This is a genomic window from Streptomyces sp. BR1 (genome assembly GCF_052373795.1).
Lineage (GTDB): Bacteria > Actinomycetota > Actinomycetes > Streptomycetales > Streptomycetaceae > Streptomyces.
Genome location: NZ_CM126252.1, coordinates 1,213,930 through 1,239,580 on the forward strand (window position 1 = coordinate 1,213,930; position 25,651 = coordinate 1,239,580).

At 70.0% G+C, this 25,651-nt stretch carries 23 protein-coding genes and 1 pseudogene; 14 read left to right on the top strand and 10 right to left on the bottom strand.

Annotated elements, in window-relative coordinates; translation table 11 throughout:
* The first annotated feature begins 65 nt into the window (after positions 1-65).
* The 11 genes from ACT1U9_RS05505 (at position 66) to ACT1U9_RS05555 (ending at position 9,547) form a co-directional block, all read left to right on the top strand.
* On the top strand, positions 66-149 hold the full coding sequence (locus ACT1U9_RS05505) for a putative leader peptide (protein WP_310591794.1): 84 nt from the start codon (positions 66-68) through the stop codon (positions 147-149).
* Positions 150-263: 114 nt separating this feature from the next.
* On the top strand, positions 264-1,961 hold the full coding sequence (locus ACT1U9_RS05510) for a nitrite/sulfite reductase (protein WP_444537248.1): 1,698 nt from the start codon (positions 264-266) through the stop codon (positions 1,959-1,961).
* The gene (locus tag ACT1U9_RS05515) at positions 1,958-2,137 is read left to right on the top strand and encodes a hypothetical protein (RefSeq protein ID WP_188278700.1); all 180 of its coding nucleotides are present in this window, start codon (positions 1,958-1,960) and stop codon (positions 2,135-2,137) included. Before ACT1U9_RS05510 ends, ACT1U9_RS05515 begins: the two co-directional genes overlap by 4 nt.
* On the top strand, positions 2,134-2,856 hold the full coding sequence (locus ACT1U9_RS05520; protein ID WP_444537249.1) for a phosphoadenylyl-sulfate reductase: 723 nt from the start codon (positions 2,134-2,136) through the stop codon (positions 2,854-2,856). The genes ACT1U9_RS05515 and ACT1U9_RS05520 overlap by 4 nt, the downstream gene beginning before the upstream one ends.
* Positions 2,853-3,422, top strand: a complete 570-nt coding sequence (cysC, locus tag ACT1U9_RS05525) for an adenylyl-sulfate kinase (RefSeq protein WP_444537250.1) — start codon at positions 2,853-2,855, stop codon at positions 3,420-3,422. Before ACT1U9_RS05520 ends, cysC begins: the two co-directional genes overlap by 4 nt.
* The gene (cysD, locus tag ACT1U9_RS05530; RefSeq protein ID WP_188278697.1) at positions 3,419-4,357 is read left to right on the top strand and encodes a sulfate adenylyltransferase subunit CysD; all 939 of its coding nucleotides are present in this window, start codon (positions 3,419-3,421) and stop codon (positions 4,355-4,357) included. The genes cysC and cysD overlap by 4 nt, the downstream gene beginning before the upstream one ends.
* The gene (locus ACT1U9_RS05535) at positions 4,358-5,695 is read left to right on the top strand and encodes a sulfate adenylyltransferase subunit 1 (protein WP_444537251.1); all 1,338 of its coding nucleotides are present in this window, start codon (positions 4,358-4,360) and stop codon (positions 5,693-5,695) included.
* 237 nt (positions 5,696-5,932) lie between these two features.
* Entirely contained in the window at positions 5,933-7,048 is a 1,116-nt protein-coding gene (locus ACT1U9_RS05540) for an aliphatic sulfonate ABC transporter substrate-binding protein (protein WP_444537252.1), read from the top strand.
* Positions 7,049-7,084: 36 nt separating this feature from the next.
* Positions 7,085-7,873: an ABC transporter ATP-binding protein gene (locus tag ACT1U9_RS05545; protein WP_444537253.1), complete on the top strand. Its 789-nt coding sequence runs from the start codon at positions 7,085-7,087 to the stop codon at positions 7,871-7,873.
* Positions 7,860-8,786: an ABC transporter permease gene (locus tag ACT1U9_RS05550; RefSeq protein WP_444537254.1), complete on the top strand. Its 927-nt coding sequence runs from the start codon at positions 7,860-7,862 to the stop codon at positions 8,784-8,786. Before ACT1U9_RS05545 ends, ACT1U9_RS05550 begins: the two co-directional genes overlap by 14 nt.
* 5 nt (positions 8,787-8,791) lie before the next feature.
* On the top strand, positions 8,792-9,547 hold the full coding sequence (locus tag ACT1U9_RS05555; protein ID WP_444537255.1) for a sirohydrochlorin chelatase: 756 nt from the start codon (positions 8,792-8,794) through the stop codon (positions 9,545-9,547).
* A gap of 35 nt (positions 9,548-9,582) precedes the next feature.
* On the opposite strand, the gene ACT1U9_RS05560 is transcribed toward ACT1U9_RS05555, so the two are convergent.
* Complete coding sequence (locus ACT1U9_RS05560; RefSeq protein ID WP_444537256.1) at positions 9,583-10,566, bottom strand: DUF5937 family protein; 984 nt, start codon at positions 10,564-10,566, stop codon at positions 9,583-9,585.
* An 84-nt stretch (positions 10,567-10,650) separates the two neighbouring features.
* Here ACT1U9_RS05560 and ACT1U9_RS05565 point away from each other — a divergent pair, with 84 nt between their 5' ends.
* A complete protein-coding gene (locus ACT1U9_RS05565) occupies positions 10,651-11,934 on the top strand; it encodes an MFS transporter (RefSeq protein ID WP_444537257.1) in 1,284 nt (427 codons plus the stop codon).
* A gap of 139 nt (positions 11,935-12,073) precedes the next feature.
* Here the strand turns inward: ACT1U9_RS05565 and ACT1U9_RS05570 are convergent, their stop codons facing one another.
* From ACT1U9_RS05570 to ACT1U9_RS05590, 5 genes are all read right to left on the bottom strand, one after another.
* Positions 12,074-14,689: a fibronectin type III domain-containing protein gene (locus tag ACT1U9_RS05570; RefSeq protein ID WP_444537258.1), complete on the bottom strand. Its 2,616-nt coding sequence runs from the start codon at positions 14,687-14,689 to the stop codon at positions 12,074-12,076.
* Positions 14,690-14,886: 197 nt separating this feature from the next.
* On the bottom strand, positions 14,887-15,513 hold the full coding sequence (locus ACT1U9_RS05575; RefSeq protein WP_444537259.1) for a mycothiol-dependent nitroreductase Rv2466c family protein: 627 nt from the start codon (positions 15,511-15,513) through the stop codon (positions 14,887-14,889).
* A 42-nt stretch (positions 15,514-15,555) separates the two neighbouring features.
* Positions 15,556-16,047, bottom strand: a complete 492-nt coding sequence (locus ACT1U9_RS05580; protein WP_444537260.1) for a nuclear transport factor 2 family protein — start codon at positions 16,045-16,047, stop codon at positions 15,556-15,558.
* Positions 16,040-16,588, bottom strand: a complete 549-nt coding sequence (locus ACT1U9_RS05585; RefSeq protein WP_444537261.1) for a DUF1697 domain-containing protein — start codon at positions 16,586-16,588, stop codon at positions 16,040-16,042. Before ACT1U9_RS05585 ends, ACT1U9_RS05580 begins: the two co-directional genes overlap by 8 nt.
* Positions 16,589-16,664: 76 nt before the next feature.
* Positions 16,665-17,867, bottom strand: a complete 1,203-nt coding sequence (locus ACT1U9_RS05590) for a S8 family peptidase (protein WP_444537262.1) — start codon at positions 17,865-17,867, stop codon at positions 16,665-16,667.
* A 412-nt stretch (positions 17,868-18,279) separates the two neighbouring features.
* Here ACT1U9_RS05590 and ACT1U9_RS05595 point away from each other — a divergent pair, with 412 nt between their 5' ends.
* Positions 18,280-20,553 carry an MMPL family transporter gene (locus ACT1U9_RS05595; RefSeq protein ID WP_444537263.1) on the top strand — a complete coding sequence of 758 codons (2,274 nt, stop codon included), beginning with the start codon at positions 18,280-18,282 and terminating at the stop codon, positions 20,551-20,553.
* A 184-nt stretch (positions 20,554-20,737) separates the two neighbouring features.
* On the opposite strand, the gene mgt is transcribed toward ACT1U9_RS05595, so the two are convergent.
* Both mgt and ACT1U9_RS05605 read right to left on the bottom strand, forming a co-directional pair.
* Positions 20,738-21,937, bottom strand: a complete 1,200-nt coding sequence (mgt, locus tag ACT1U9_RS05600) for a macrolide-inactivating glycosyltransferase (protein WP_444537264.1) — start codon at positions 21,935-21,937, stop codon at positions 20,738-20,740.
* A gap of 86 nt (positions 21,938-22,023) precedes the next feature.
* Positions 22,024-22,345 (bottom strand): annotated as a pseudogene (locus tag ACT1U9_RS05605) (sugar ABC transporter substrate-binding protein); the annotation flags it as partial.
* Positions 22,346-22,410: 65 nt separating this feature from the next.
* On the opposite strand from ACT1U9_RS05605, the gene ACT1U9_RS05610 reads away from it, so the two are divergent.
* Positions 22,411-23,322, top strand: a complete 912-nt coding sequence (locus ACT1U9_RS05610; RefSeq protein ID WP_444537265.1) for a phosphotransferase enzyme family protein — start codon at positions 22,411-22,413, stop codon at positions 23,320-23,322.
* An 84-nt stretch (positions 23,323-23,406) separates the two neighbouring features.
* On the opposite strand, the gene ACT1U9_RS05615 is transcribed toward ACT1U9_RS05610, so the two are convergent.
* Both ACT1U9_RS05615 and ACT1U9_RS05620 read right to left on the bottom strand, forming a co-directional pair.
* Positions 23,407-24,129 carry a 3'-5' exonuclease gene (locus ACT1U9_RS05615; protein WP_444537266.1) on the bottom strand — a complete coding sequence of 241 codons (723 nt, stop codon included), beginning with the start codon at positions 24,127-24,129 and terminating at the stop codon, positions 23,407-23,409.
* 90 nt (positions 24,130-24,219) lie between these two features.
* Complete coding sequence (locus tag ACT1U9_RS05620) at positions 24,220-25,455, bottom strand: SAV2148 family HEPN domain-containing protein (protein ID WP_444537267.1); 1,236 nt, start codon at positions 25,453-25,455, stop codon at positions 24,220-24,222.
* Between the last annotated feature and the right edge of the window lie 196 nt (positions 25,456-25,651).

The window sequence follows — 25,651 nt, forward strand, 5'->3', positions numbered from 1 at the left end:
GACATTGTTGTCCACATTATGGATAGTGGTGGACTGGCCCGAGATGCGCGTGACACGCTTCCGTCATGTCCGGAACTGGAATCGCCTTGGTGAGTCGACGACACGTCGATCTCGGCCGCATGTCCAGCGCCATCTGTCCGGCCCGCTGAGAGACCCAGCACCGCCGCCCCAGCTTTTCTCCACAGTTCTTGCGCACCGCCGCGCCCGCAGCGCGAGTGTGCAGGTCAGAGCCGCCCTCCTGCAGTCCCGAAGGACGTATCCCCATGGCCGCCACCCCCGAGAAGCCCACCCCCGCCACCGCCCGGCGCAAGCCCGGGCGCCACCGTGGTGAGGGTCAGTGGGCCGTCGGTCACTTCACGCCGCTGAACGGGAACGAGCAGTTCAAGAAGGACGACGACGGTCTCAATGTGCGGACACGTATTGAGACGATTTACTCCAAGCGTGGTTTTGATTCCATCGACCCCAATGACCTGCGCGGACGTATGCGCTGGTGGGGTCTGTACACCCAGCGCAAGCCCGGGATCGACGGCGGCAAGACCGCGATCCTGGAGCCGGAGGAGCTGGACGACAAGTACTTCATGCTGCGCGTCCGCATCGACGGCGGCCGGCTGACCACGCAGCAGCTGCGAGTGATCGGCGAGATCTCGCAGGAGTTCGCGCGCGGCAGCGCGGACATCACCGACCGGCAGAACATCCAGCTGCACTGGATCCGCATCGAGGACGTCCCGGAGATCTGGAACCGCCTTGAGGCCGTCGGGCTTTCCACGACCGAGGCGTGCGGCGACTGCCCGCGTGTCGTCATCGGCTCGCCGGTCGCCGGTATCGCCGAGGACGAGATCATCGACGGCACCTGGGCCATCGACGAGATCCAGCGGCGGTACATCGGCAGCAAGGAGTTCTCCAACCTGCCGCGCAAGTTCAAGTCCGCGATCTCCGGCTCGCCGCTGCTCGACGTGGTGCACGAGATCAACGACATCGCCTTCGTCGGCGTCGAGCACCCCGAGCACGGCCCCGGCTTCGACCTGTGGGTCGGCGGCGGTCTGTCGACCAACCCGAAGATCGGCGTCCGGCTCGGCGCCTGGGTCCCGCTGGAGGAGGTCCCGGACGTCTGGGCGGGCGTGATCGGCATCTTCCGCGACTACGGCTACCGGCGCCTTCGCACCCGCGCCCGGCTGAAGTTCCTGGTCGCGGACTGGGGCCCGGAGAAGTTCCGCCGGATCCTGGAGGACGAGTACCTCAAGCGCACCCTGGTCGACGGCCCCGCGCCCGCCGAGCCCACCCAGCGCTGGCGCGACCACGTCGGTGTGCACCGCCAGCAGGACGGCCGGTTCTACGTCGGGTTCGCCCCGCGCGTCGGCCGCGTCGACGGCGCCATGCTGACGAAGATCGCCGAGGTCGCGGAGGCCCATGGCTCGGGCCGGGTCCGTACCACGGTCGAGCAGAAGATGATCGTCCTCGACATCGAGGAGGGGCAGGTCGAGTCGCTGGTCGAGGCGTTGGAGGCGCTGGACCTGACCGCCAAGCCGTCCCCGTTCCGCCGCGGCACCATGGCCTGCACCGGCATCGAGTACTGCAAGCTGGCGATCGTCGAGACCAAGGCGCGCGGCGCCGCGCTCATCGACGAACTGGAGCGCCGCATCCCGGACTTCGACGAGCCGATCACCATCAACCTCAACGGCTGCCCGAACGCCTGCGCCCGTATCCAGGTGGCGGACATCGGTCTCAAGGGCCAGCTGGTGCTCGACGACGAGGGCAACCAGGTCGAGGGCTACCAGGTGCACCTGGGCGGCGCGCTCGGCCTGGACGCGGGCTTCGGCCGCAAGGTCCGTGGCCTGAAGGTCACTTCGGCCGAACTTCCCGACTACGTCGAGCGCGTCCTCAAGCGCTTCGAGGCGGAGCGCGAGAGCGGCGAGCGGTTCGCCACCTGGGCGGCGCGGGCCAGCGAGGAGGCCCTGTCGTGAGCGAGCGAGCGGCACCCTTCTTCTGCCCCTACTGCGGGGACGAAGACCTCCGTCCGTCCGAAGAAGGCCACGGAGCGTGGGAATGCGCGAGCTGCAACCGCGCATTCCAGTTGAAGTTCCTCGGGCTCCTCGCCCGGGGTCTTCGGCGCAACGACGGTGGAGGGGAAGAGATATGACGACCACTCAGGCGAAGAGCGAGCTGCCTGCGGATCCGGCCGAGCTGAAGGAGCTCGCCGAGCAGGCCGGGCGGGACCTCGAAGAGGCCTCCCCGCTGGAGATCCTGCGCTGGGCGGCCGACACCTTCGGCAAGCGCTTCTGCGTCACCTCCTCGATGGAGGACGCGGTCGTCGCCCACCTCGCCTCGCGCGCGCTGCCCGGCGTGGACGTGGTGTTCCTGGACACCGGCTACCACTTCCCGGAGACCATCGGCACCCGGGACGCGGTCGCCGCCGTCATGCACGTCAACGTCATCACGCTGACCCCGCGTCAGACCGTGGCCGAGCAGGACGCCGAGTACGGCCCGAAGCTGCACGACCGCGACCCGGACCTGTGCTGCGCCCTGCGCAAGGTCAAGCCCCTTGAGGAGGGCCTGACTTCGTACGCGGCGTGGGCGACCGGGCTGCGCCGCGACGAGTCCCCGTCCCGGGCGAACACCCCGGTGGTCGGCTGGGACGAGAAGCGGCAGAAGGTCAAGGTCTCCCCGATCGCCCGCTGGACGCAGGACGACGTGGACGCGTACATCGCGGAGCACGGCGTGATCACCAACCTGCTGCTCATGGACGGCTACCCGTCCATCGGCTGCGCGCCCTGCACCCGCCGCGTCGCCGAGGGCGAGGACGCGCGGGCCGGGCGCTGGGCCGGGCGCAACAAGACCGAGTGCGGGCTGCACGGATGACGAACACCCAGGAGAACCAAGTGAGCGGGCACACCACCGGAGCCACCGTGTGGCTCACCGGGCTGCCCAGCGCGGGCAAGACCACCATCGCGTACGAACTGGCGGACCGGCTGCGTGCGGAGGGCCACCGGGTCGAGGTGCTCGACGGCGACGAGATCCGCGAGTTCCTCTCGGCGGGCCTCGGCTTCAGCCGCGAGGACCGCCACACCAATGTGCAGCGCATCGGCTTCGTCGCCGAGGTGCTCGCCTCGCACGGCGTCAAGGCGCTGGTGCCGGTGATCGCCCCGTACGCCGACAGCCGCGACGCGGTGCGGGGGCGCCACCAGAGCGAGGGCACCCCGTATCTGGAGGTGCATGTCGCCACCCCGGTGGAGGTCTGCTCCGTACGCGATGTGAAGGGTCTGTACGCCAAGCAGGCGGCCGGCGAGATCAGCGGGCTCACCGGGGTCGACGACCCCTACGAGGCGCCCGAGTCGCCCGACCTGCGGATCGAGTCGCATCTGCAGAGCGTCCCCGAGTCCGCCGCCGCGCTCCACGCGCTGCTCACCGAGAGGGGTCTCGCATGACGACGACCGCCGCCGCCCTGACCGAGGGCACCGACAGCCCGTACGCGCTAAGCCACCTCGACGCCCTGGAGTCCGAGGCGGTGCACATCTTCCGCGAGGTGGCGGGCGAGTTCGAGCGGCCGGTGATCCTCTTCTCCGGTGGCAAGGACTCGATCGTCATGCTGCATCTGGCGCTGAAGGCGTTCGCCCCCGCGGCGATCCCCTTCACGCTGCTGCATGTGGACACGGGACACAACTTCCCCGAGGTCCTTGAGTACCGCGACCGTGTGATCGCCGCACATGGGCTGCGCCTGCATGTGGCCTCCGTACAGGACTACATAGACCGCGGTGTGCTGCGCGAACGTCCCGACGGGACGCGCAACCCGCTGCAGACCGTGCCGCTGACCGAGGCCATCCAGCAGCACCGCTTCGACGCCGTGTTCGGCGGCGGGCGGCGCGACGAGGAGAAGGCGCGCGCCAAGGAGCGGGTGTTCTCACTGCGCGACGAGTTCTCGCAGTGGGACCCGCGCCGCCAGCGCCCCGAGCTGTGGCAGCTCTACAACGGCCGGCACGCGCCGGGCGAGCACGTCCGGGTCTTCCCGCTCTCCAACTGGACCGAGCTGGACGTGTGGCAGTACATCGCCCGCGAGGAGATCGAGCTGCCCGAGATCTACTTCGCGCACGAGCGCGAGGTGTTCCAGCGCTCCGGCATGTGGCTGACCGCCGGCGAGTGGGGCGGGCCCAAGTCCGGCGAGAGCGTCGTCAAGCGCCTGGTGCGCTACCGCACGGTCGGCGACATGTCCTGCACCGGCGCCGTCGACTCCGACGCCACGACGCTGGACGCCGTGATCGCCGAGATCGCCGCCTCCCGGCTCACCGAGCGCGGGGCGACGCGCGCCGACGACAAGATGTCCGAGGCCGCGATGGAAGACCGCAAGCGCGAGGGGTACTTCTAAATGACCAGCACCACCGAGCAGTTGGCCGACGTGTCGGCCACCACCCTGCTGCGCTTCGCGACCGCCGGGTCCGTCGACGACGGCAAGTCCACCCTGGTGGGCCGGCTCCTGCACGACTCCAAGTCGGTCCTCACCGACCAGCTGGAGGCCGTCGAGGCCGCCTCCGCCAAGCGCGGCCAGGACGCCCCCGACCTGGCGCTGCTCACCGACGGCCTGCGGGCCGAGCGCGAGCAGGGCATCACCATCGATGTCGCCTACCGCTACTTCGCCACGCCCCGGCGCCGGTTCATCCTGGCCGACACCCCCGGGCATGTGCAGTACACCCGCAACATGGTGACCGGCGCCTCCACCGCCGACCTCGCCCTGGTCCTGGTCGACGCCCGCAACGGCGTCGTCGAGCAGACCCGCCGCCACGCCGCGGTCGCCGCCCTGCTGCGCGTCCCGCACGTGGTGCTCGCGGTCAACAAGATGGACCTGGTCGGCTACGAGGAGAAGGTCTTCGCGGCGATCGCCGAGGAGTTCACCGCGTACGCGGGCGAGCTGGGCGTCCCGGAGATCACCGCGATCCCGATCTCGGCGCTGGCCGGAGACAACGTGGTGGAGCCGTCCGCCCACATGGACTGGTACGGCGGCCCCACCGTCCTTGAGCACCTGGAGACGGTCCCGGTCAGCCATGACCTCACCGGCTGCCACGCCCGGCTGCCCGTGCAGTACGTGATCCGCCCGCAGACCGCCGAGCACCCCGACTACCGGGGCTACGCGGGTCAGATCGCGGCCGGCACGTTCCGTGTGGGCGAGTCCGTGACCGTGCTGCCCTCGGGCCGTACGACCACGGTCTCCGGGATCGATCTGCTCGGCGAGTCCGTGGACGTCGCCTGGACCCCGCAGTCGGTGACGCTGCTGCTCGCCGACGACGTCGACATCTCGCGCGGCGATCTGATCGTGCCGAGCGGGGACGCGCCCGTGGCCGGTCAGGACGTGGAGGCGACCGTCTGCCATGTGGCCGACCAGCCGCTCACGGTGGGCCAGCGCGTGCTGCTCAAGCACACCACCCGTACGGTCAAGGCGATCGTCAAGGAGATCCCGTCCCGGCTCACCCTGGACGACCTCTCCCAGCACCCCGAGCCCGGTCTGCTCGTCGCCAACGACATCGGCCGGGTGCGGATCCGCACCGCCGAGCCCGTGGCGCTCGACGCGTACGCCGACTCGCGCCGCACCGGCTCCTTCCTGCTGATCGACCCGGCGGACGGCACCACGCTGACGGCCGGCATGGCGGGCGAGTCGTTCGCGACGGCCAAGGCCACGGTCGCGGCCGACGAGGACGGGTGGGACTTCTGATGACCGACGTCTACGCCACGTTCGCCAAGGAGGGCGGCCGCGTCGGCAGCGGCGCCGTCGGCAGCGGCGAGGGCGGAGTCGGGCGATGTGCGTGATGACGTACGCGCACCGCTCGCGCGCACCGCGGCTCCACTCGCACCGCCGTTTCAGACAAAGACGAAGACCTGCCGACCTCCCGGCCAATGCCCTTGTCCCCAGGGGTAGTTGACCGCCGGGCCAACGAGAGGAAACCCTCCCGTGCCTGCCATCCGCTCTCAGCTCCTACGCCGCGGCCTCGTCGCCGCCGCCGCTCTCCCCGTGCTCTTCGGCGCGCTCTCCGCGTGCAGCTATGGCTCCGAGAAGAAGTCCGACGGCCAGAACGCGGGGTCCGTCGCCGACGGCAAGAAGCTCTCGGCCGACAGCGTGAAGATCGGCTACTTCCCCAACCTCACGCACGCCACCGCGCTGGTCGGCGTCCAGGAGGGCCTGTTCCAGAAGGAGTTGGGCGGCACCCGGCTGAAGACCTCCACGTTCAACGCGGGCCCCTCGGAGATCGAGGCGCTGAACGCCGGGGCGATCGACATCGGCTGGATCGGCCCCTCGCCGTCGATCAACGGCTACACCAAGTCCAAGGGCCAGAACCTGCGCATCATCGCGGGCTCCGCCTCGGGCGGGGTGAAGCTGGTGGTGAACCCGGACAAGATCAAGACCCTGGACGACGTCAAGGGCAAGAAGATCGCCACGCCGCAGCTCGGCAACACGCAGGACGTGGCCTTCCTCAACTGGATCGCGGGCAAGGGCTGGAAGGTCGACGCGCAGAGCGGCAAGGGTGACGTCTCCGTCGTCCGCACGGACAACAAGATCACCCCGGACGCCTACAAGTCGGGCTCCGTCGACGGCGCCTGGGTGCCGGAGCCGACCGCGTCCAAGCTGGTCTCGCAGGGCGCCAAGGTGCTGCTCGACGAGGCGGACCTGTGGGCCGACAAGGAGTTCGTGATCACGAACGTCATCGTGTCGCAGAAGTTCCTCAAGGCCCACCCGGACGTCGTCGAGGCGGTGCTGCGCGGCTCGGTGAAGACCAACGAGTGGATCTCGGCCAACCCCGACAAGGCCAAGGCCTCGGCCAACGCCGCCCTGAAGTCGCTCAGCGGCAAGGCGCTCCCGGCGAACGTCCTCGACCCGGCGTGGCAGTCCATCAAGACCCTCGACGACCCACTGGCCGCCACCCTCGGCATCGAGGCCGACCACGCGGTCAAGGCCGGTCTGCTCAAGAAGCCCGACCTGGACGGCATCTACGACCTGGCCCCGCTCAACAAGGTCCTCAAGGACCTGGGCCGGCCCGAGGTCGCCGACGCCGGCTTCGGCCCCAAGTAAGCCCGCACCCGCACCAGTTCCCAGGAGGTGACGACCATGGCCACTGCTCTCGCCAAGGCCGAGGACCGCGCGACGGTCGAGTACGCGGCCCGGATCGGGCACGTATCGAAGTCCTTCTCCGGACCGGCCGGCCCGCAGCTCGTGCTCGACGACATCACGCTCGACGTGGCGCCGGGCGAGTTCGTCACCCTCCTGGGAGCCTCCGGGTGCGGCAAGTCGACGCTGCTCAACCTGGTCGCCGGGCTCGACAGGCCGACCTCGGGGTCGATCGAGACGCCGGGCGGCCGGCCCGCCCTGATGTTCCAGGAGCACGCGCTGTTCCCGTGGCTGACCGCGGGCAAGAACATCGAGCTGGCGCTGCGCCTGCGGGGCGTGGCCAAGGCGGAGCGCCGCACCCGCGCCGAGGAGCTCCTCGAACTGGTGCGGCTCAGCGGCGCGTACGGCAAGCGGGTGCACGAGCTGTCCGGCGGTATGCGCCAGCGGGTCGCGATGGCCCGCGCGATCGCCCAGGACAGCCAACTGCTCCTGATGGACGAGCCGTTCGCGGCGCTCGACGCGATCACCCGGGACGTGCTGCACGACGAGCTGACCCGTATCTGGCGCGAGACGAACCTGTCGGTCCTCTTCGTCACGCACAACGTGCGCGAAGCCGTCCGCCTCGCCCAGCGCGTGGTGCTCCTGTCGTCCCGGCCCGGCCGGGTGGCGCACCAGTGGACCGTGGACATCCCGCAGCCGCGCCGTATCGAGGACTCCGCCGTCGCGGAGCTCTCCGTAGAGATCACCGAACAACTGCGTGGGGAGATCCGCCGCCATGGCCAGCACTGAGACCGGCACGGTCGAGGAATCCCCCGACGATCCCCGCGCCGAGAACGCCGGGCCCCGCGACGACCTCGCGGGTCTGGAGGCGGGCCTCGACGCCCTGGACGCCGTGCAGTCCCACCGCACGCCCGTGCGCGAGGTGCTGCTCAAGAAGGTGCTGCCGCCGCTGACCGCGATCGCGCTGGTCCTGGTGGTCTGGCAGGGCCTGGTGTGGGCGAAGGTCGCCGACGACACCAAGCTGCCCTCGCCGTCCTCGGTGTGGTCGGGCCTGAAGGAGCTGTGGCTCCAGGGCACCCTGTTCGACATCGTGTGGACCAGCGTCTCGCGCGGTCTGCTCGGCTTCCTGCTCGCGCTGGCGATCGGCACCCCGCTGGGGCTGATCGTGGCCCGGGTGAAGTTCATCCGCGCGGCGATCGGCCCGATCCTGTCCGGACTCCAGTCGCTGCCGTCGGTGGCGTGGGTGCCCCCGTCGGTGATCTGGCTGGGGCTGAACAACTCGATGATGTACGCGGTGATCCTGCTCGGCGCGGTCCCGTCGATCGCCAACGGCCTGGTCTCCGGCGTCGACCAGGTCCCGCCGCTCTTCCTGCGCGCGGGCCGCACCCTGGGCGCCACGGGCCTGCGCGGCACCTGGCACATCGTGATGCCCGCCGCCCTGCCCGGCTATCTGGCGGGTCTGAAGCAGGGCTGGGCGTTCTCCTGGCGCTCGCTGATGGCCGCCGAGATCATCGCCTCCTCGCCCGATCTGGGCCTCGGGCTCGGCCAGTTGCTGGAGAACGGCCGCAACAACTCCGATATGCCGGGCGTCTTCCTCGCCATCTTCCTCATCCTGGTCATCGGCATCGCCATCGACCTGCTGATCTTCAGCCCGCTGGAGCGCTATGTGCTGCGCAGCCGCGGACTGCTGGTGAGGGGCTGATCCCGATGTCCGTCCCGGTCCTCCTCCTCGTCGCCCACGGCAGCCGCGACCTGCGGCACGCGGCGACCGTGCACGCCCTGGTACGGCGGGTGCGGTCGCTGCGGCCGGGGCTGCGCGTGGAGACCGGCTTCCTGGACTTCAACGCACCGGCCGTGCCGCAGGTGCTGGAACGGCTGGCCTTCGAAGGGGTACGGGACGTGGTGGCGCTGCCGCTGCTGCTGACCAGCGCCTTCCACGCCAAGGCCGACATCCCGGCCGTCCTCGGCCAGGCACCGGCGCGCCTGGACATCGCGCTCGCCGATGTCCTCGGCCCCTCGCCGCTGCTGCTCGCGACCCTGGAGCGGCGGCTGGACGAGGCCTTCCACCGGGCGGGGCTCTCCCCCGCCGACAAACGCTCGACCGGGCTCGTCCTGGCCTCGGCGGGCTCCACGGACCCGGAGGCGATCGCAGTGATCGCTGAAATCGCGCGGGAGCTGCGGCACACCGGTTGGTGCGCCGTGCGACCTGCGTTCGCCTCCGCTGCTCTACCTCGTACCGAGGACGCCGTACGGGAACTTCGGGCGTCGGGTGTACGACAGGTCGCCGTCGCCCCGTACGTCATCGCCCCCGGCTTCCTGCCGGACCGCATCGCCCGGGGCGCCGAGGACGCGGACGTGCTGGCCGACGTCCTGGGCGCGGCCCCGGAGTTGGCCCGACTGCTGCTCGTACGGTACGACGAGGCACGGGTGCGGGCGAGGCGGCCGCAGGTGCTCAGCGCCTGACCGGGCCGGTCCCATCGGCACGTTGGGAGACCGGCTCACCCTCTGACCAGTTCCTCCCCGAGTGCCGTGCGGGCGTACTCGACGCCCCGGCCGCGCCGGGCCCGGTGCAGCAGTCCCGCGTCGTACAGGACGGACAGGTGCTGGCTGACCGCGCCCGGGGTGACGTCGAGGCGCCGGGCGAGTTCGGTGGTGGTGGCCGGTTCCGCGAGCAGGGTCAGCAGGCGGGCCCGGGCCGGGCCGAGGAGGCGGACCAGGGCGCGGTCGCTGACCGGCGGCGGCGTCTCGGAGAGCGTTCCCCGGCCGTGCGCCGGGTAGTTGAGCACCGGCGGCAGGGTGGCGTCTACGGTCGTCATGGCACCGCGCGCGAACGTCGTCGGGATCAGCACCATGCCGCGTCCGGCCACCTGGATGTCGGCCTCCGGCCACCTGTCCGGGACCGGGTGCCTCAGCCGCAGCACCCCGGCACGCCAGGTCAGCCGCTTGTCGAGGTCCGGGAAGAGCCCGGCCGCGCCCTGCTCGGCCAGCACCCGTGACTGATGCGCGAGATCGGCCTCCAGGACCGCCCTGACCCTGGGCCACCAGTCGGGGGCGAGGCATTCGTGCCAGTACCGGTCGAAGGCGCAGGCGATCCGCTCCAGAAGCGCGGCCGGGTCGGCGAGGCCCTCGCGGATGACCGGCGGAAGGTCCGCGTCAGGACCGAACGTACGCCGGAAATCGGGCTCGATGACGTCCAGCGGCGTGGCCCGCAACTGCGCCAACTGCTCGGCGAACGAGGGCCGCACGCGCTCCGGACGGGGCGTGAGGAAGTCGGGGATGAAACCGTGCGGGGCGATGAGCGCGGCGAACAGCGCGGTGTCCTGCCGCTCGTACAACGGCCGCAGCCGACGCAGCCACGGCCGCTGATGCGGAAACCGGGAGACGTCCCACCAGCCCCACAGCGAGAACACGGCCTCCTGGAAGGGTGAGTAAGCGAACGACGTACTGGCCAGATCCCCCACACCGAACCTGAACTCGATCATTTCCGGCCGCCCCCCGCGTCCCATGCTTTTAGCCGGACACTAAATGACTGCCCCTGGCGTGTGCACAACGGGTTGAGTGACCGTATGACCGCCACCACCCAGACCCGCCCCCGCTCGGCCAGATCCAGCGTCCTCCCGACCGAGCCGGTGCTGCGCCGCCTCGCCGTGATGACCGCCCTCAACTCCTTCGGCAACGGCCTCTTCTTCCCGGTCAGCGTGCTCTACTTCACCCGCATCTGCGGTATCGGGGCGACCCAGGTCGGCTTCGGCCTCACCATCGCCGGGCTGTTCGGCGTCGCGGCCGGCATCCCGGCCGGGCGCGCCTCGGACCGCTGGGGCAGCCGCCGGGTGATCGCGGTGCTGTGGCTGGGCTCCGGACTGGCGATGGCCGGATACTCCCTGGTCCACGGGTACGCCGGCTTCCTGGTGGCGGCCGTGTGCTTCGGCGCGCTCAACCAGGCGGGCTGGGGCGTGAAGGGCGCGCTCTTCGCGGACGTACTGCCCGCCGCGACCCGCGTCGAGGCGCGCGGCTATCTGCGCATGGTCACCAACGCGTCCATGGGCCTGGGTGGCGGGATCGGCGCGGTGGCGCTCCAGCTCGACACCCGGGGCGCCTATGTCGCCCTGATCCTCTTCGACGCGGCGACCTTCGTGATCCCCGCCCTTCTCGTCCGTGCGCTGCCGCTCAACGAGGCCGCCACGGCCGCGCGCGGGGCGGACGGCAAGGCCGACACCCCGGCCGAGAGCCGCTGGCGCGCGGTCCGCGACCTGCCGTATCTGGCGGTGACCATGCTCAACGCCGTGACGATGCTCCAGTTCAGCCTCCTTGAGGTAGGCATGCCCCTGTGGATCGCGGAGAATACGGACGCCCCACGCTGGACCGTCGCACTCGTGATGATCGTCAACTGTGTACTGGTGGCGCTGCTCCAGGTACGCGCGACCCGGGGCGTCAAGGACGTGGCGGCATCGGTACGGGCGATGAGCCGGGCGGGACTGCTGCTCGGCGCGGCCTGTGTGGTCTTCGCCCTGTCCGCCGGCCTCTCCCCGATCTGGGCGGTGGCCGTGCTCGCGGCGGGCTCGGTGATCCAGGTGTTCGGCGAGGTCCTGTCCTCGGCCGGCGGCTGGACCCTGGGCTACGAACTGGCCGACTCCCGCGCCCACGGCGTCTACCAGGGCGTCTTCAGCTCGGGCGCGGCAGCAGCAATGATGGCGGGCCCGGCGTTGGTAACGGTAACGGCGGTGGGCCACGGCTTCGCAGGCTGGGCGTTCTTGGCAGCACTGTTCGCAGCGGCGGGCCTGGGGGTACGCCCGGCGGTGCGGTGGGCGCAGAGGGATGGGGAGTGGAGGGGGGAGGCGGGCTCCCGTTAGGGGGCGCGACCGCCCCGTTCCCCTGCCCTTTCATCGGGACCGGACCCCGTTACCGCTAGGGGCGCGGGGCTGTGTCAATTTGCGGCTCCGCCGCGTGGGCGCGACAAGCCCAGCACGGTCCGCAGACAAAACCGCCGACCTATCCGGCCGCCGTGGTGCCCGAAACCGTCACCCCCGGCCCAACCCCCGCCGCCGTCACGGCAGCAATCGAGACCGTATAAGAGGTCCCCGGCTCCAACCCACCGAGCACCCGGAACATCCCCTTCCCAGACGCCTGCGTAACCAGCACATCCCGCCCGCCAACAGCGACAACCCGCCCGTCCGAGACGGTGATCCGGTAACCGATCACCTTGGCATCCCCCGTGACGGCGGGAGGCGTCCAGGCAACCGTGGCCGCGCGGGCGGCAGTCCGCAGCCGTGCACCGGCGGGCGCACCGGGCAACACGGACGCCGCCGTGGGCGTAAGCGGCGCCGAGGCAACCGAGGCCGCACTCTCACCGTTCGCGTTCCGCGCGGTCACGACGACCCGGAACGGCCCCTGTCCCACCGGGAGTTGACCGACACGTACATACGCGAGCCGCCTGAACTCCGCCACATCAACACTCGCCCGCGCGGCCTCGCTCCCGTCCGACCGCAAGGCATACGCGGTGTACCCCGTAACCGGAGAACCGCCCTCCACGAAGCTCGGATTGAACGTCACGTACAACCCGTCCGCACCACCCGTACTCGTCCCGACACGCGAGGGCGCCTCCGGCACAGAGGGCGCCCCGACCGCACGGTCGAGGATCCCCCGGTACGCGGGCTCGATCCCGGCATTGGCGAGAACATCAGCGGGCGCATCCGAGAGCCCGGCCATGATGTGGTTCCCGCTGGTCACCAGCCCCTTGCTGGAGCTGTCGCCCGTCCCCTCCTCCCACCAGTTGTCCTTGATCAGAGTCGGGTCGTTGTTGCCGAGCGAGTCGCGGTAGTCGGTGTGGCGGCTGGCGACATTGGCGTACGCAGCCCCGTACAGGACGTTGCCCTGAACGGTCTCGTACGTACAACCGTTGTCGGTGTACACACTCTTGCCGAGGCCCCACTGGTCATGGATGACATTCCCGGTGACCTTCTCGCCATCACCCATAGAAGTCCCGGTCAACCCCTGGGTGTACACGCCACCGCCGTCGTCGAGCAGCTGCATGTAGTCGTGGATCAGGTTGTCGCGTACGACGTTGTCATGGCTCGGGTTGGGCGTCGCGGGCGAGCCGATCTTGTCGGGCCAGCCGCCCCAGCCCAGGGAGACCGCGCTGTAGCCGAGGTGGTCGAGCTGGTTGTGGGCGATGGTGGTGTGCTGGGTGTAACCGTCGAGGATGCCGACGCCACCGCGGTACTCGCGGGGCAGCCCGTACAGATGATTGTCCGTCACTTCGACGCCGGACACGACGGCTTGACCGTCCACACCACCGATCTCCACCCCGTTCCCGGAGATATCGGTGAAGACGCTCCCGCGCACGCGGGCATCCATGGTCCCCGCACCGAGCTCCAACCCTGCGGCGCCCAGATGCGCGAAGGCGCTGTCTTCGATGTCGATACGTTGGCCATACGTGAAGGACACATTGCCAGGCATCTTCGTCCAGGACGCGAACGGGCAGGTGCCGCCGTCGACGAAGCCGCAGAGTCCCTGCGTCGCCCAGCCGGTCGGCCCGGTGATGGTGTAACCGGCCTGGATCTCGGAGAACCCCTCGGGCTTCGACGGGGTGAGCCAGGTGGCGTAGCCGAACTGGAGCCCCTGGAAGGCGACATCGTGCAGCGGCGCGGCCGGGGTGCCGCGCCCGTCGACCAGCTTCTCGGCGGCCGCCGCCTCCACATCCGCGCCGGTCAGATCCTCGCCCGCGCGCGGCAGGTGGTAGACGGTGTGCGCGGACCGGTCGAGGTACCACTCGCCGGGCTGGTCGAGGAGTTCATAGGCGTTCTCGACGTACGACGCCTTGCCGTTGTCGGTGAGCCGCCCGGGCCCGACCATGCTGACGGTCCGGCCGGGCCGGTCGGGGAACTCCACCCGTTTGTTGGAGTTGTCCCAGCACGGCTGGGCCATGGTGATCGTGGTGCCCTGCGCGGCGGCGATCCGGCAGCGCGGCTCGGTCCACTGACCGAGGCCGTTGCGCTCGACGTTCCAGAAGGGCTCGCCGCCGGTGTAGACGAACTCGGCGTCGGCCGGATGCCGCCAGCGGGCGATCGTATCGGCGGTGGCGGTGTACCCGGTCGCCGTCACACTCAGCCCGACCGGCACCTCACCCCGAGCACGTTGTGCGCGTACGCCATCGACGTACAACTGCCGTGTGTCGTCGAGCCCTTGAGGCGCCGGAGCGGACCAGAGCCCGGGACGCCCCGGTGTGGGCCGCCACCCGTCGACCTTGCGGCCGCCGCTGATGAGGGTGGAGTCGGCCCCGGCCCCCTGCCACACGATCCGACGCCCGCTCCGCCCGGAATCCCGCCCGTCGAGCACGAGCGGCCCGCTCATCCGGTACGTACCGGACGCGAGGTGAACGGTCAGGTCCCCGTCATAGCGCGCGGCCCGACTCCGCGCCAGATCGCGGGCCCGGGCGAGGGTACGGACGGGATGCGCCCCGGTGCCGTCGGCGGCGTCCTGCCCGACCGGGGAGACGTAGACGTCGGCCGCGCCGGACACCGCGTGGGCCCCGGCGAACGGCACCAGGCCGGGCCCGCCGATCACGAGGGCGGCGAGCGCGGCGACCACTGCGGATCTGGCGGGCATGTTCCCTCCCATGGGATCAGCCTCATGAGTCCCGGGAAACATAGGAGCATTGATGCGCTACGGTCAACAGGTGAGCCCATAACTCCTAGGAAAGGCCAGCGAGTTGAACCAGTCATCGGATCACTAACGTTACGGGCTGCCGCCGATCGCCTAGGGGCGCGGGGAACTGCGCGACAAGCCCCCACCAGCCCGCAGACTCAGTCGAAGTTCAAAGACCCGGTCCGCGTCCGCTTCAGCTCAAAGAAGTCCGGGTACCCCGCGATAACCCGGAAGCTGTCAAAGAGACGAGCCGCCTCCTCACCACGCGGGATGGAGCTCAGCACGGGACCGAAGTAAACCGTCCCATCCAGATGCATAGTCGGCGTACCGACATACCCATCCACCTCCGGGTCCTTACCCGCATCGTGGCTCAGCCGCACCGCCTCGTCGAACGCCGAGTCATACGCGGCGTCGGCCAGCTCCGCGGGCAGCCCCAGCTCGGCGAGCGATTCGGCGATGACCGCGTCGAAGTCCTTGTTCTTCTGCTGATGGATCCGCGTGCCGAACGCGGTGTAGAGGTCCCGCAGCACCCCGTCCCCGTGCGCCTGCGCAGCCGCGACCGCCACCCGGACCGGCCGTATCGAGTTGTCGACCAACTCCCGGTACCAGTCCGGGAGTTCATTGCCGATGTTGTGCAGATACAGGCTCATCACCCGGAACCGAAGGTCGATGTTCCGCTGCGGCTCGACCTCCAGCATCCAGCGGGAGGTGATCCAGGCGAACGGGCAGGCGGGGTCGAAGTAGAAGTCGACGGTGGTGGCAGCGGTGTTCTCAGTGGTGTTCATGAGACGACCGTAGCCACTTATTGGCACGGACGTACGGGCCATTCACGCATCGTCCGACTGGGCCACTTCGGGATCCTGCTCCTCCGGTTCACGCAGGCCGTACGGCGTCGCCTGATGGAAGTAGAGCAGCCACCCCGCATCCGTGTGCCGCCACAGGGAACTCCGGTGGGCGAGCCGTCCGTTGTACTCGGTGTCGAAGGTCAGATGCACCAGGTCGGGGGCGAGCTGCACCCCGGTCATATGGGAGGTGGTGACAGGACGGACCCAGTTGGTGACCTCACTCGCGGGCACGGCGAGGATCGACGCCCGGTCCCACCGCCGCCCGGACGCGCCGAACTCGGTGAACTCCGGATGCAGATACGACCCCATCAGCTCGGGCGAGGAGCGGACATCGGGGTCGAGCAGCCGCAGCTCACTCTCGATGGCGGCCTCGACGGCCGGGATGAACCCATCGGCGTGGGCGGGCTCGGGCTCTGCGGACGGCGTGGATTCGGCGGACCGCGCCGACTCCCCGGCAGGCGTGGGCTCAGTCACGGGTCATCTCCACGAGCGCCTTCACGGTGTTCCAGTTACGTGACGTGGCGTCGATGCCCTTGAGCAGGGACGGCTTCGACAACGCCTCCGCCAGCTTGGACTTGCCGAGCCCGTCGGGCGCGTAAAGGTAGAGGACCTGGTCGCCCAGGCGGAACTCCTCGGGTGCGAACGCCTTCGGGTCGATCGCCGCGAAGCGCTCCGGCTCGGCCGGGCCGGAGAAGAACGTGGCGTGCAGCTGCTTGCCCTCCAGCTCCTCGGCGGGGAAGGGACAGGCGTCGAGCACGGCCTTCAGATAGCTGCCGGTGCGCACTATGCAGGCGACGTCGAAGCCGAAGTGCTTCGCGATGGCCCGCTCCAGGTCGGCGGCGAGCGCGTCCGTATCGTCGGATGCGCTGCTGAAGACAGCGTTCCCGCTGTTCAGATAGGTGCGTACGGCGCCGTGGCCCAGCTCGCCCAGCAGCGCTCTGAGCTCCGCCATCGGGACTTTCTTGGCGCCGCCCACATTGATACCGCGCAGCAGTGCGGCGTACATCGTCGTCATGCGCACACGATAGGACGGCCCCCGTGCCTCGTGGGGGATGGCACGGGGACCGCCGGTCACGTCTGCTGAGGGACGGTTACTCGACGATCTTCAGCAGCTTGTTCGGGGTGCCCGCGCCCGGGTTGGAGATCTTGTCCTTGGTGGCTCCACCGGTGAGCGCCGCCGAGACCTGGGCCGGGGTGGCGTCCTTGTGGCCCGCGAGGTAGACGGCAGCGGCGCCGACGACGTGCGGGGTCGCCATGGACGTGCCCGAGATGGTCTTGGTGGCGTTGTCGTCGGTGTTCCAGTCGGAGGTGATGTCCGAGCCGGGGGCGTAGAGGTCCACGACGGAGCCGAAGTTGGAGAAGTCGGACTGCTTGTCGTCCTTGGTGGAGGAGGCCACGGTGATCGCCTCCGGCACCCGGGCCGGCGAGCTGTTGCCCGCATCGGTGGACTCGTTGCCCGCCGCCACGGCGAAGGTGACGCCGGAGGCGATCGCCTTCTGCACGGCCGCGTCCAGCGCCGGGTCGGCGGAGCCGCCGAGGCTCATATTGGCGACCGAGGGGCCCTTGTGGTTCTTGGTGACCCAGTCGATGCCCGCGACGACCTGCTCGGTGCTGCCGGAGCCCTGGTTGTCGAGGACGCGTACGGCGACGATCTTCGCCTTCTTGGCGACACCGTGCGCGGTTCCGGCGATGGTCCCGGCGACATGCGTGCCGTGGCCGTTGCCGTCGTCGGCGTTGTTGTCGTTGTCGACCGCGTCGAAGCCGTACGAGGCACGGCCGCCGAAGTCCTTGTGGCTGATGCGGACGCCGGTGTCGATGACATACGCGGTGACACCGTCGCCCGCGCTGTCCGGGTAGGTGTACTTGCCGTCACCGGCGGTCTCGGCCTGGTCGATCCGGTCAAGCCCCCAGGACGGCGGGTTGGCCTGCGTGGCCTCGATGTGGAACTTCTTGTTCTGGACGACCTTGCCGACGGCCGGGTCGGCGGCCAGCTGCTTGGCCTCCTTCTCCGAAAGCCCGCTGGCCGAGAAGCCGTTGACGGCCGAGTAGTCGCGCTGAAGCTTGCCGCCGTACTCGTCGGCGAGCTTCTTCTTGGCGTCCGCGGAAGCCTGCCCGTCCATGAGGACGATGTAGCTGCCGTCGATGGCGCCCTTGGCGTCGAGCCCGTAGACCGTGCCCTCCGCCGGCGCTGCGCCGGCGAACTCGGACGTCATGAGCGTCACTCCGGCCGCGGCCGCTACAGCGGTTATCGCGGCAGTGAGCTTAAGACGGCTTTTGCGCTTGTGAGTTGCCATGAAGAGGGCTCTCCTCGTCATTCTTTGTGGGGGGTTTGCTTACCGGACGGAAAGTTTCCGGGGCTGCTTCGAAACCCTTGCCGATTGATGAGCACAGATCAAGGGCTCCACGCAGCTGTGACTTAGGCAACAAGGTTTCGTAATAAAAAACCGGCCAGGCCCGGGCAACTCGGGCTTTGTGCAGGCTTCGTGGATACTCTGTGTTGACACGGAACCGGAACTTCCCCCTCAATCGCCTTTACGTGTAAGGGGCTTGAATCCGACTTCTAGGGGATGCCCCCACATCGCAGGGAGTAGATACCGGGCCACCGGTTCACCGAGAAGCACGACGAGACGGCCGGATAGTGCCCCTAGCGTCGTAGTGGGATGGCGGCGCGGGGCTGCCACCGCTCAACCAGGGGGCTTACTCGTCATGGTCAATGGGGTCACAAGAGTGCGTGGCGTAGCCGCGCGAGCCGGCGGCTGGAGTGCCCGGCACCGCTGGGCGGCGGTGGTGATCTGGGTGCTCTTCGTCGTCCTCGCCATGGGCATCGGCTCGGCGACCGGGCGGGTCAACGTCAAGAACAACCAGCTCCCCGGCGAGGTCGGCCAGGCGCAGAAGATCATCGATGACGCGGGCCTGAAGGAACCGGCGGGCGAAACCATCTTCATCCAGGCCAACGACAACACCACGAAGGCCACCGACCCGGCGTTCCGTTCCGCCGTCGACGCCGTGATGAAGGCGGTCGACAGCACCGGTCAGGTCACCAAGGTGACCTCGCCGTATACGGCGAAGACCCTCTCCAAGGACGGCCGCAGCGCACTGGTCCAGTTCGATGTGCGCGGCGACGCCGACACCGCGCCCGACCGAATAGCTCCCGTGCTCGACGCGGTGAAGAAGGTGCAGGGCGAGCACCAGGGGCTGCGGATCGAGGAGATCGGCAGCGCCAGCATGGGCAAGACGTTCAAGGACGCCTTCGGCGACGACTTCAAGAAGGCCGAGTACTCGGCCGTGCCCGTCGCCCTCGGCATCCTCCTCATCGCCTTCGGCGCCCTGGTCGCGGCGCTGCTCCCGGTCGCCCTGGCGCTCACGGCGATCATCGCCACCATGGGTCTGATGGCCATCGTCAGCCACCTCCAACCGATGAGCGACACCGCCAACTCGGTGATGCTCCTCGTCGGTCTCGCCGTCGGCGTCGACTACTGCCTCTTCTATCTGCGCCGCGAACGCGAGGAGCGCGCGGCCGGACGCGACGCCCAGACGGCGCTGCGCATCGCGGCCGCCACCAGCGGACGCGCGATCATCGTCTCCGGTGTGACCGTCTGCGTCGCCATGGCGGGCATGCTCTTCACCGGGCTCGCCGAGTTCGAGGCGATGGGTCTGGCCTCCCTGATGGTGGTCGCGGTGGCGATGGTCGGCTCCGTGACCGTACTGCCCGCCCTGCTGTCGCTCCTCGGCGAGCGCGTCGAGAAGGGCCGGCTGCCGTTCCTCAACCGCATCAAGCGTCGCAAGGGCAACCACAACCGCAACCGCAACGGCGAGAGCCGGATCTGGCGCGCGGTCCTCGGCGTCGTACTGCGCCGCCCCAAGGCAGCGCTGGCGATCGCCGCCGGCGCGCTCATCGCGATCGCCGTTCCGGCGGTCGGTATGCACACCCAGAACCTCACGCTGGACCAGGAGTTCGGCAACTCGCTGCCCATCGTCGGCACCTATGACCGGGTCAACCAGACCTTCCCCGGCGGCGCCAGCCCGGCCAACGTGGTGATCAAGGCCGCCGACATCAACGCCCCGGAAGTCAAGCAGGCCATCGCGGACTTCCGTACGCAGGCGATCAGCCGCGGCGCCTCGGACGGCCCGGTGAAGGTCACCATGCACGACGCCGAGAACGTCGCCGTCATCGATGTCCCGCTGATCGGCGGCTCCGATCAGAAGAAGGCGGAGAAGAGCCTGAATCTGCTCCGCGACCATGTCCGCCCGGACACCCTGGGCAAGGTGCACGGCCTGGACGCGCCGATCACGGGTCAGGTCGCCGGGTCCAAGGACTTCAACGCCAAGATCGTCGGTGCGGTGACCCCGGTCTTCGCCTTCGTCGTGGTCTTCGCCTTCCTGCTGATGCTGCTCTGCTTCCGCTCGCTGACGATCGCGATCACCTCGATCGTGCTCAACCTCCTTTCGGTGGGCGCCGCGTACGGCATCCTGACCGCTGTCTTCCAGCACGGCTGGGGTGCCTCGCTGGTGGGCGCCGCCGGCGTCGGCGCGATCGTGTCCTGGCTGCCTCTCTTCCTCTTCGTGATCCTGTTCGGCCTGTCGATGGACTACCACGTGTTCGTGGTGTCGCGGATCCGGGAGGCCAAGCTCCAGGGCCGCTCGACCCGCGACGCGATCCAGCACGGTGTGGTGACGACGGCGGGCGTGGTGACGAGCGCGGCGATCATCATGGTGGCGGTGTTCGCGATCTTCGGCACACTGTCGATGCAGTCCATGAAGCAGATGGGCGTGGGCCTCGCCACCGCCGTACTGATCGACGCCACGATCATCCGGGGTGTACTGCTCCCGGCGGTCATGGCCCTGCTGGGCGAGCGCAACTGGTACCTGCCGAAGTGGCTGCACTGGCTCCCGGACATGACCCACGACGAGTCGGCCGCGGTACAGCCTGCCGCCACCCCCTACGGCGACGAGGACCGGGACCGGGTGGTCCACGTCTGACCCATCGGGGTGATACGAGCAGGGGCTCGGGGAGCAACGTTCCCCGGGCCCTTGCCCGTTGGGGCGCTCTGGTGGGTTGCCCCAGGGCCCTTGCCCGTTGGGGTGTGCCAACTGGTCTCCCCTGGACCCCCGTCAGTTGGGGCGCCGCCGTGTCACCGCGCCCCACCCCGAGTCCACAACCCCGTCAGTCCCGGAGCGCCGCCTCGATCAGGTCCGCCGCCTGGCGGGTGCCGCCCTCGTCGGCCATCGCCCGGCGCACCGTCTCGGCCCGCTCGGCCACCTCCGGGTCGTCGACCAGGGCCAGGACCGCCGTACGCAGGGTCTCCGCCGTGGCCTCCTCCATCGGTATATGGCGGGCGACGCCGAGCGACTGGAGCATGTCCGCGTTGCCGAACTGGTCGACGGCCTGCGGGACCGCCACCATCGGCGTCGCGGTGGCCAGCCCCTCCTGGCTGCCGCCAGCGCCCGCGTGGGTGATGAACGCGTCCGCCTGGCGCAGGACCGCCAGCTGCGGAATCCAGTGGTGCACCTCCACATTCGCGGGTATCTCGCCGATCTCGGAAGCATCGACGAACTTGCCTATCTGCAGCACCACATGCCACCCGGGAAGATCCCCGAAAGCCTTCACGCACTCCCGGTAGAAGCCCGGCTGCTTGGTGAAGGTGGAGCCGAGCGAGACCAGGAGCACCTTCTCGACCCCGGCCGGCCGCTGCCACTCCCCCTGTTCGGCCCGGTCGCCCTGGCAGGCGCCGACGAAGGTGTAGACGGACTCGTCCACCCGGTCGGCGTGCGGCTGGAGCACGCGCGGGATCAGGACGAGCGACCGGCCGGGGCGGCCGACGAGCCGGTCGGGGTCGGTGTGGTCCATCCCGTGCTCGTCCAACCACGCCTGGTACCGGGCGTAGTAGGCCCAGCCGCGCTCGGAGGCACGCAGCTCGGCGAACATCGGGTCCGCCACCTCCTCCTCGTACCCCTCCCACGCCACCAGGTTCGGTGAGAGCTGGAGATACGGGACGCCCCAGCGGTGGGCGAGCACCGGGGCCGGGTACGAGGTGATGTCGCTGATGACGACGTCGGGCCGGTCGTCGTCGAAGGCTTCCACCAGCTGAGGCAGTGCCTGGATGGCGTCGTCGAGGAACGGCTCGATGTTGTCGATCAGTTCGGTCCCCCACTCCTCGGGGTGCTCCTCCGTGGGCAGTGTCGACCGGTAGATCACCGGCTCGGCGCCGGTCTCGGCGACCTTGTCGGCAAAGGACGCGGGGATCGCGTAACTCAACCGGTGCCCACGGGAGACGAGTTCCCGGATGACCTCAAGGCTCGGGTTCACGTGCCCGTGGGCAGCGATGGAGAACATGGCGATGTGGGCACGCTTCGATTCGCTCATACATTGACGGTAAGCAAGACGAGACGTCTCGTGCAAGCTTTTTTAGCTCGCTCGTTCGAGTGAACGTTCTGACGACGCGACGGCGGTCAGCGCTGGGAGCAGGCCAGCACCAAGTTCCCGTCGTCGACCAGGCGTTCACGCAGCGCCTCGGCTCCGATCGCGCCGCTGCAGCACTCCTGGAACGCGGGGGTCGCCATCTTGTCCTTCCACTCCGGATACCCATGTACGGACTGCGCGGGCGCCGGCCGCAGATACCGCGCCGGCGCGGCTCCGGTGGGACCAGCCGTACTTCGCGGGATGCAGCGCCGGGTCCGCTAGCGCCCGGGTCCCCGTGGGCAGCATCCAGTCCCCCTCGGCGAGCCGGACCATGTTCGGCGCCCGCAGCAGGAAGCCGATGAACTCGGCCGCCCCACTGCGGCAACCTGCGTGAGTGCGAGACTTGACCGGTACGGAACGATCACCGGGAGAGAACAGTGGACGAGGCACGGGCACGCGAGGTGCTGGCCACGGCGGGGTTCGGCACGGCGACAGCGGGCGGGGCGACAGCCGGCCCGGCGGCCGTCGACGGTGACCCCGCGGAGCTGCTGGCGCTCGGCGAGAACGCGGTCTTCGCGGTGGGCGACCTGGTGGTCAAGGTCGGCCGGGACGCCACCCGCCATCCCGAACTCCTCGCGCGCGCGGAACGCGAAGTGGCCATCGCGGGCTGGCTGGCGGAGTGCGGTATCCCGGCGGTGCGGGCCGCCGAGACCGCGCCCCGGCTCGTGGCCGGGCACCCGGTGACCGTCTGGCACCGCCTGCCCGCCGCGCTCCGCCCCGCCGGGCCGCGCGACCTCGCCGAACTGCTGCGGCTCGTCCACTCCCTTCCCTCACCCCCGTTCACCCTGCCCCGCCGTGAACTGCTCGGCGGGGTCGAGCGCTGGCTGCGCCTCGCCGGGGACGCCATCGACCCCGCCGACGCGGCCTATCTGCGGGCCCGGCGGGACGGCTTCGCCGACGCGGCCGCCGCACTCACCCCCCATCTCTCCCCCGGCCCGATCCACGGCGACGCGCTGCTGCGCAACGTCCACATCGGCCCCGCCGGTCCGGTCCTGGTCGACCTGGAGACCTTCTCCGCCGACTTCCGCGAGCACGACCTGGTGGTCATGGCCCTCTCCCGGGATCGCTACGGGATGCCGGCCGAGCAGTACGACGCGTTCGTCGAGGCGTACGGCTGGGACGTGCGGGAGTGGGACGGCTGCGCGGTGCTGCGCGGCGCCCGGGAGACGGCCAGCTGCGCCTGGGTCGCCCAGCACGCCCCGTCCAACCCCAAGGCCCTCGACGAGTTCCGCCGCCGGGTCGCCTCGCTGCGGGACGGGGACGCCGAGGTGCGCTGGTACCCGTTCTGAGCGTTGCGCAGCTGCTCGCCGCCCGGGTCGCCCGCAGCTTGCCGCTGCCCGCGTCAGCCCCGACAGAGCCGGCTGTTGCCCGCGTCAGCCCCTCGCCGGGGCCAACTCCCGTATCGGCCAGGCCGGGTCGACCGTCGCGTCCGGCGTGCCCTTCCTGCGCAGGAATCGCTGGAAGTCGGCGGCCCACTCCGCGTACCACTGGACCTGCCGGTCGTGCAGCTCCGCCGGAGGCAGACCGGCCACCTGCGGATGGCGGTCGGCTATCGCCACGGCCACCCGGACCGCCGCCAGCGCGTCCGCGCCCGCCTCATGGGCGCCGTCGAGCACCACGCCGTACTCGACGCAGACCGCTTCCAGCGTCCGCTTGCCCTTGCGGTACCGATCGACCGCGCGGTCGATCGTGTACGGGTCGACGACCGGGCCCGTCCCCGCGCCGCCGAGGCGGTCGGTGAGCGACGGCAGCCCGTGCCGCTGGAGCTCGGCGGCGAGCAGTGTGAGGTCGAAGGCCGCGTTGTACGCCACGATCGGCACGCCCTGCGTCCAGTATTCCGTGATGGTCTCGGCGATCTCGTCGGCCACCTCGCGCACCGGGCGGCCCTCCGCCGTCGCCCGCTCGTTGCTGATGCCGTGGATCGCCGAGGCCTGGGCCGGGATACGGATCCCGGGATCGGCCAGCCAGCTGCGCTGCCGGACCGCCTCGCCGTCGCGGACGCCGACGATCGCCGCCGTCACGATCCGCGCTTCCAGCGGGTCCGTACCGGTCGTCTCCAGATCGAATCCGACCAGCGGTGCGTGGTGCCACCCCATGTTGGCCCTCCCTTGTGGTGCTTTCCCCCAGTTGACGACCAGCCTCGCACGCACCACTGACATCGGGGTCCCGGACCGCCCGACCGCCGCTCAGGAGACGGGCCGGGAGTCGGCCCACACCGACTCGAACTCCTCGCGGTATGTCTCAAAAAGCCCGTTTTCATCATCCTGGTCAGGGCGTACGACACCGCGCCGCGCGCCCCCGCGCAACACCAGTACCGGTGCCTCCATCCCGCGCGCCCGCCGCAAGTACGACTGGACGACGGCGAGTCCGTCCGTGCCGTCCCCGTCGACCAGATACGCCGTGAAGCGCGGTGTCTCGTCGAAGACCTGGATCTCGAAGGCGCCGGGGTCGCGCAGCCGGGCGCGCACTCGCCGCATATGGAGAATGTTCATCTCGACCGAACGGCTCAGCTCGCCCTTCTTCAGGCCCAGTTCGCGCTCGCGCCGCTTGACCGCGCTGCTCGCCGGGTTGAGGAAGAGCAGCCGGACACGGCAGCCCGACTCGGCGAGCCGGACCAGCCGACGGCCCGAGTAGTTCTGGACCAGCAGGTTGAGGCCGATACCTATCGCGTCGAGGCGGCGCGCGTTGCTGAACAGGTCCTCGGCCGGAAGCTGGCGCTGGAGCCGCACCCGGTCGGAGTGGACCGAGACCACGTCCGCGTACCGGTCGCCGACCAGGTCCTCGACCGCGTCGATGGGCAGCCGGTGCGCGGCGGGCGCCCCGGCTCCGCCGCCCAGGACGTCGAGCAGCCGCGCGGAGGCCCGCTCGGCCTGGGCCAGCACCGCCTCGTTGAGCGCACGGTTGCGGGAGACAACGTTCCGCGCGACCTCCAGCTCGTCCAGGGCGAGTTCGACATCGCGCCGGTCGTCCACGTACGGCTCGAAGCACGGCCAGTGCTGCACCATCAGCTCGCGCAGCTGCGGCAGCGTGAGGAAGCTCAGCACGTTGTCGTCGGCCGGGTCGAGCAGATAGCCCTTGCGGCGCGAGACCTCCCGTACGGCGACGGCGCGCTGCACCCACTCCTGCCCGGCCGGGCCCGCCGCCGCGACCACCCAGTCGTCGCCGTGGACCGGTTCGTAGATCGGGCGGAGCACCGCGGCGACCACGGCCCGCAGCCGCTGTTCCACCAGATTCAGCCAGATGTAGGCACGTCCGGCCCGCTGCGCGCGCGTACGCACCTCGCTCCAGGCGTCCGCGCCCCAGTCCAGTTCCGCCCCGATCTCCACCGGTCGTGCGAGGGAGACCGCCCCGGGCGGGATGTCGCCGGACTCCCCCTCGTGACCGGCGTCACCAGGGGGAAGCTCCAGCCCTCCCGAGCTCACCCGCGCACCGCCTTCCGGTCCCCCTCCAACGATCAAGGAAGACTACTCCGGGAGCGGGAGGCGGTGCAGCCGGATGGAGAGGCTGGTTTCCCAACTCCTTTGTCGACCCGACGCGTTCTGTGGGCCGGGGTCGAGGGGAGTGAGCGGATTCATAGCGGTTCCACCAGGGCCGGGACCGCCGCCGCACCCGCCCGAT

Excerpts from the sequence above, each read along its gene's own strand:
- ACT1U9_RS05505 (WP_310591794.1), top strand. The coding sequence starts at position 66 with ATGTCCGGAACTGGAATCGCCTTGGTGAGTCGACGACACGTCGATCTC.
- ACT1U9_RS05510 (WP_444537248.1), top strand. The coding sequence starts at position 264 with ATGGCCGCCACCCCCGAGAAGCCCACCCCCGCCACCGCCCGGCGCAAG.
- ACT1U9_RS05520 (WP_444537249.1), top strand. The coding sequence starts at position 2,134 with ATGACGACCACTCAGGCGAAGAGCGAGCTGCCTGCGGATCCGGCCGAG.
- cysC (WP_444537250.1), top strand. The coding sequence starts at position 2,853 with ATGACGAACACCCAGGAGAACCAAGTGAGCGGGCACACCACCGGAGCC.
- cysD (WP_188278697.1), top strand. The coding sequence starts at position 3,419 with ATGACGACGACCGCCGCCGCCCTGACCGAGGGCACCGACAGCCCGTAC.
- ACT1U9_RS05535 (WP_444537251.1), top strand. The coding sequence starts at position 4,358 with ATGACCAGCACCACCGAGCAGTTGGCCGACGTGTCGGCCACCACCCTG.
- ACT1U9_RS05545 (WP_444537253.1), top strand. The coding sequence starts at position 7,085 with ATGGCCACTGCTCTCGCCAAGGCCGAGGACCGCGCGACGGTCGAGTAC.
- ACT1U9_RS05550 (WP_444537254.1), top strand. The coding sequence starts at position 7,860 with ATGGCCAGCACTGAGACCGGCACGGTCGAGGAATCCCCCGACGATCCC.
- ACT1U9_RS05555 (WP_444537255.1), top strand. The coding sequence starts at position 8,792 with ATGTCCGTCCCGGTCCTCCTCCTCGTCGCCCACGGCAGCCGCGACCTG.
- ACT1U9_RS05560 (WP_444537256.1), bottom strand. The coding sequence starts at position 10,566 with ATGATCGAGTTCAGGTTCGGTGTGGGGGATCTGGCCAGTACGTCGTTC.
- ACT1U9_RS05565 (WP_444537257.1), top strand. The coding sequence starts at position 10,651 with ATGACCGCCACCACCCAGACCCGCCCCCGCTCGGCCAGATCCAGCGTC.
- ACT1U9_RS05570 (WP_444537258.1), bottom strand. The coding sequence starts at position 14,689 with ATGCCCGCCAGATCCGCAGTGGTCGCCGCGCTCGCCGCCCTCGTGATC.
- ACT1U9_RS05575 (WP_444537259.1), bottom strand. The coding sequence starts at position 15,513 with ATGAACACCACTGAGAACACCGCTGCCACCACCGTCGACTTCTACTTC.
- ACT1U9_RS05585 (WP_444537261.1), bottom strand. The coding sequence starts at position 16,588 with ATGACGACGATGTACGCCGCACTGCTGCGCGGTATCAATGTGGGCGGC.
- ACT1U9_RS05590 (WP_444537262.1), bottom strand. The coding sequence starts at position 17,867 with ATGGCAACTCACAAGCGCAAAAGCCGTCTTAAGCTCACTGCCGCGATA.
- ACT1U9_RS05595 (WP_444537263.1), top strand. The coding sequence starts at position 18,280 with ATGGTCAATGGGGTCACAAGAGTGCGTGGCGTAGCCGCGCGAGCCGGC.
- mgt (WP_444537264.1), bottom strand. The coding sequence starts at position 21,937 with ATGAGCGAATCGAAGCGTGCCCACATCGCCATGTTCTCCATCGCTGCC.
- ACT1U9_RS05615 (WP_444537266.1), bottom strand. The coding sequence starts at position 24,129 with ATGGGGTGGCACCACGCACCGCTGGTCGGATTCGATCTGGAGACGACC.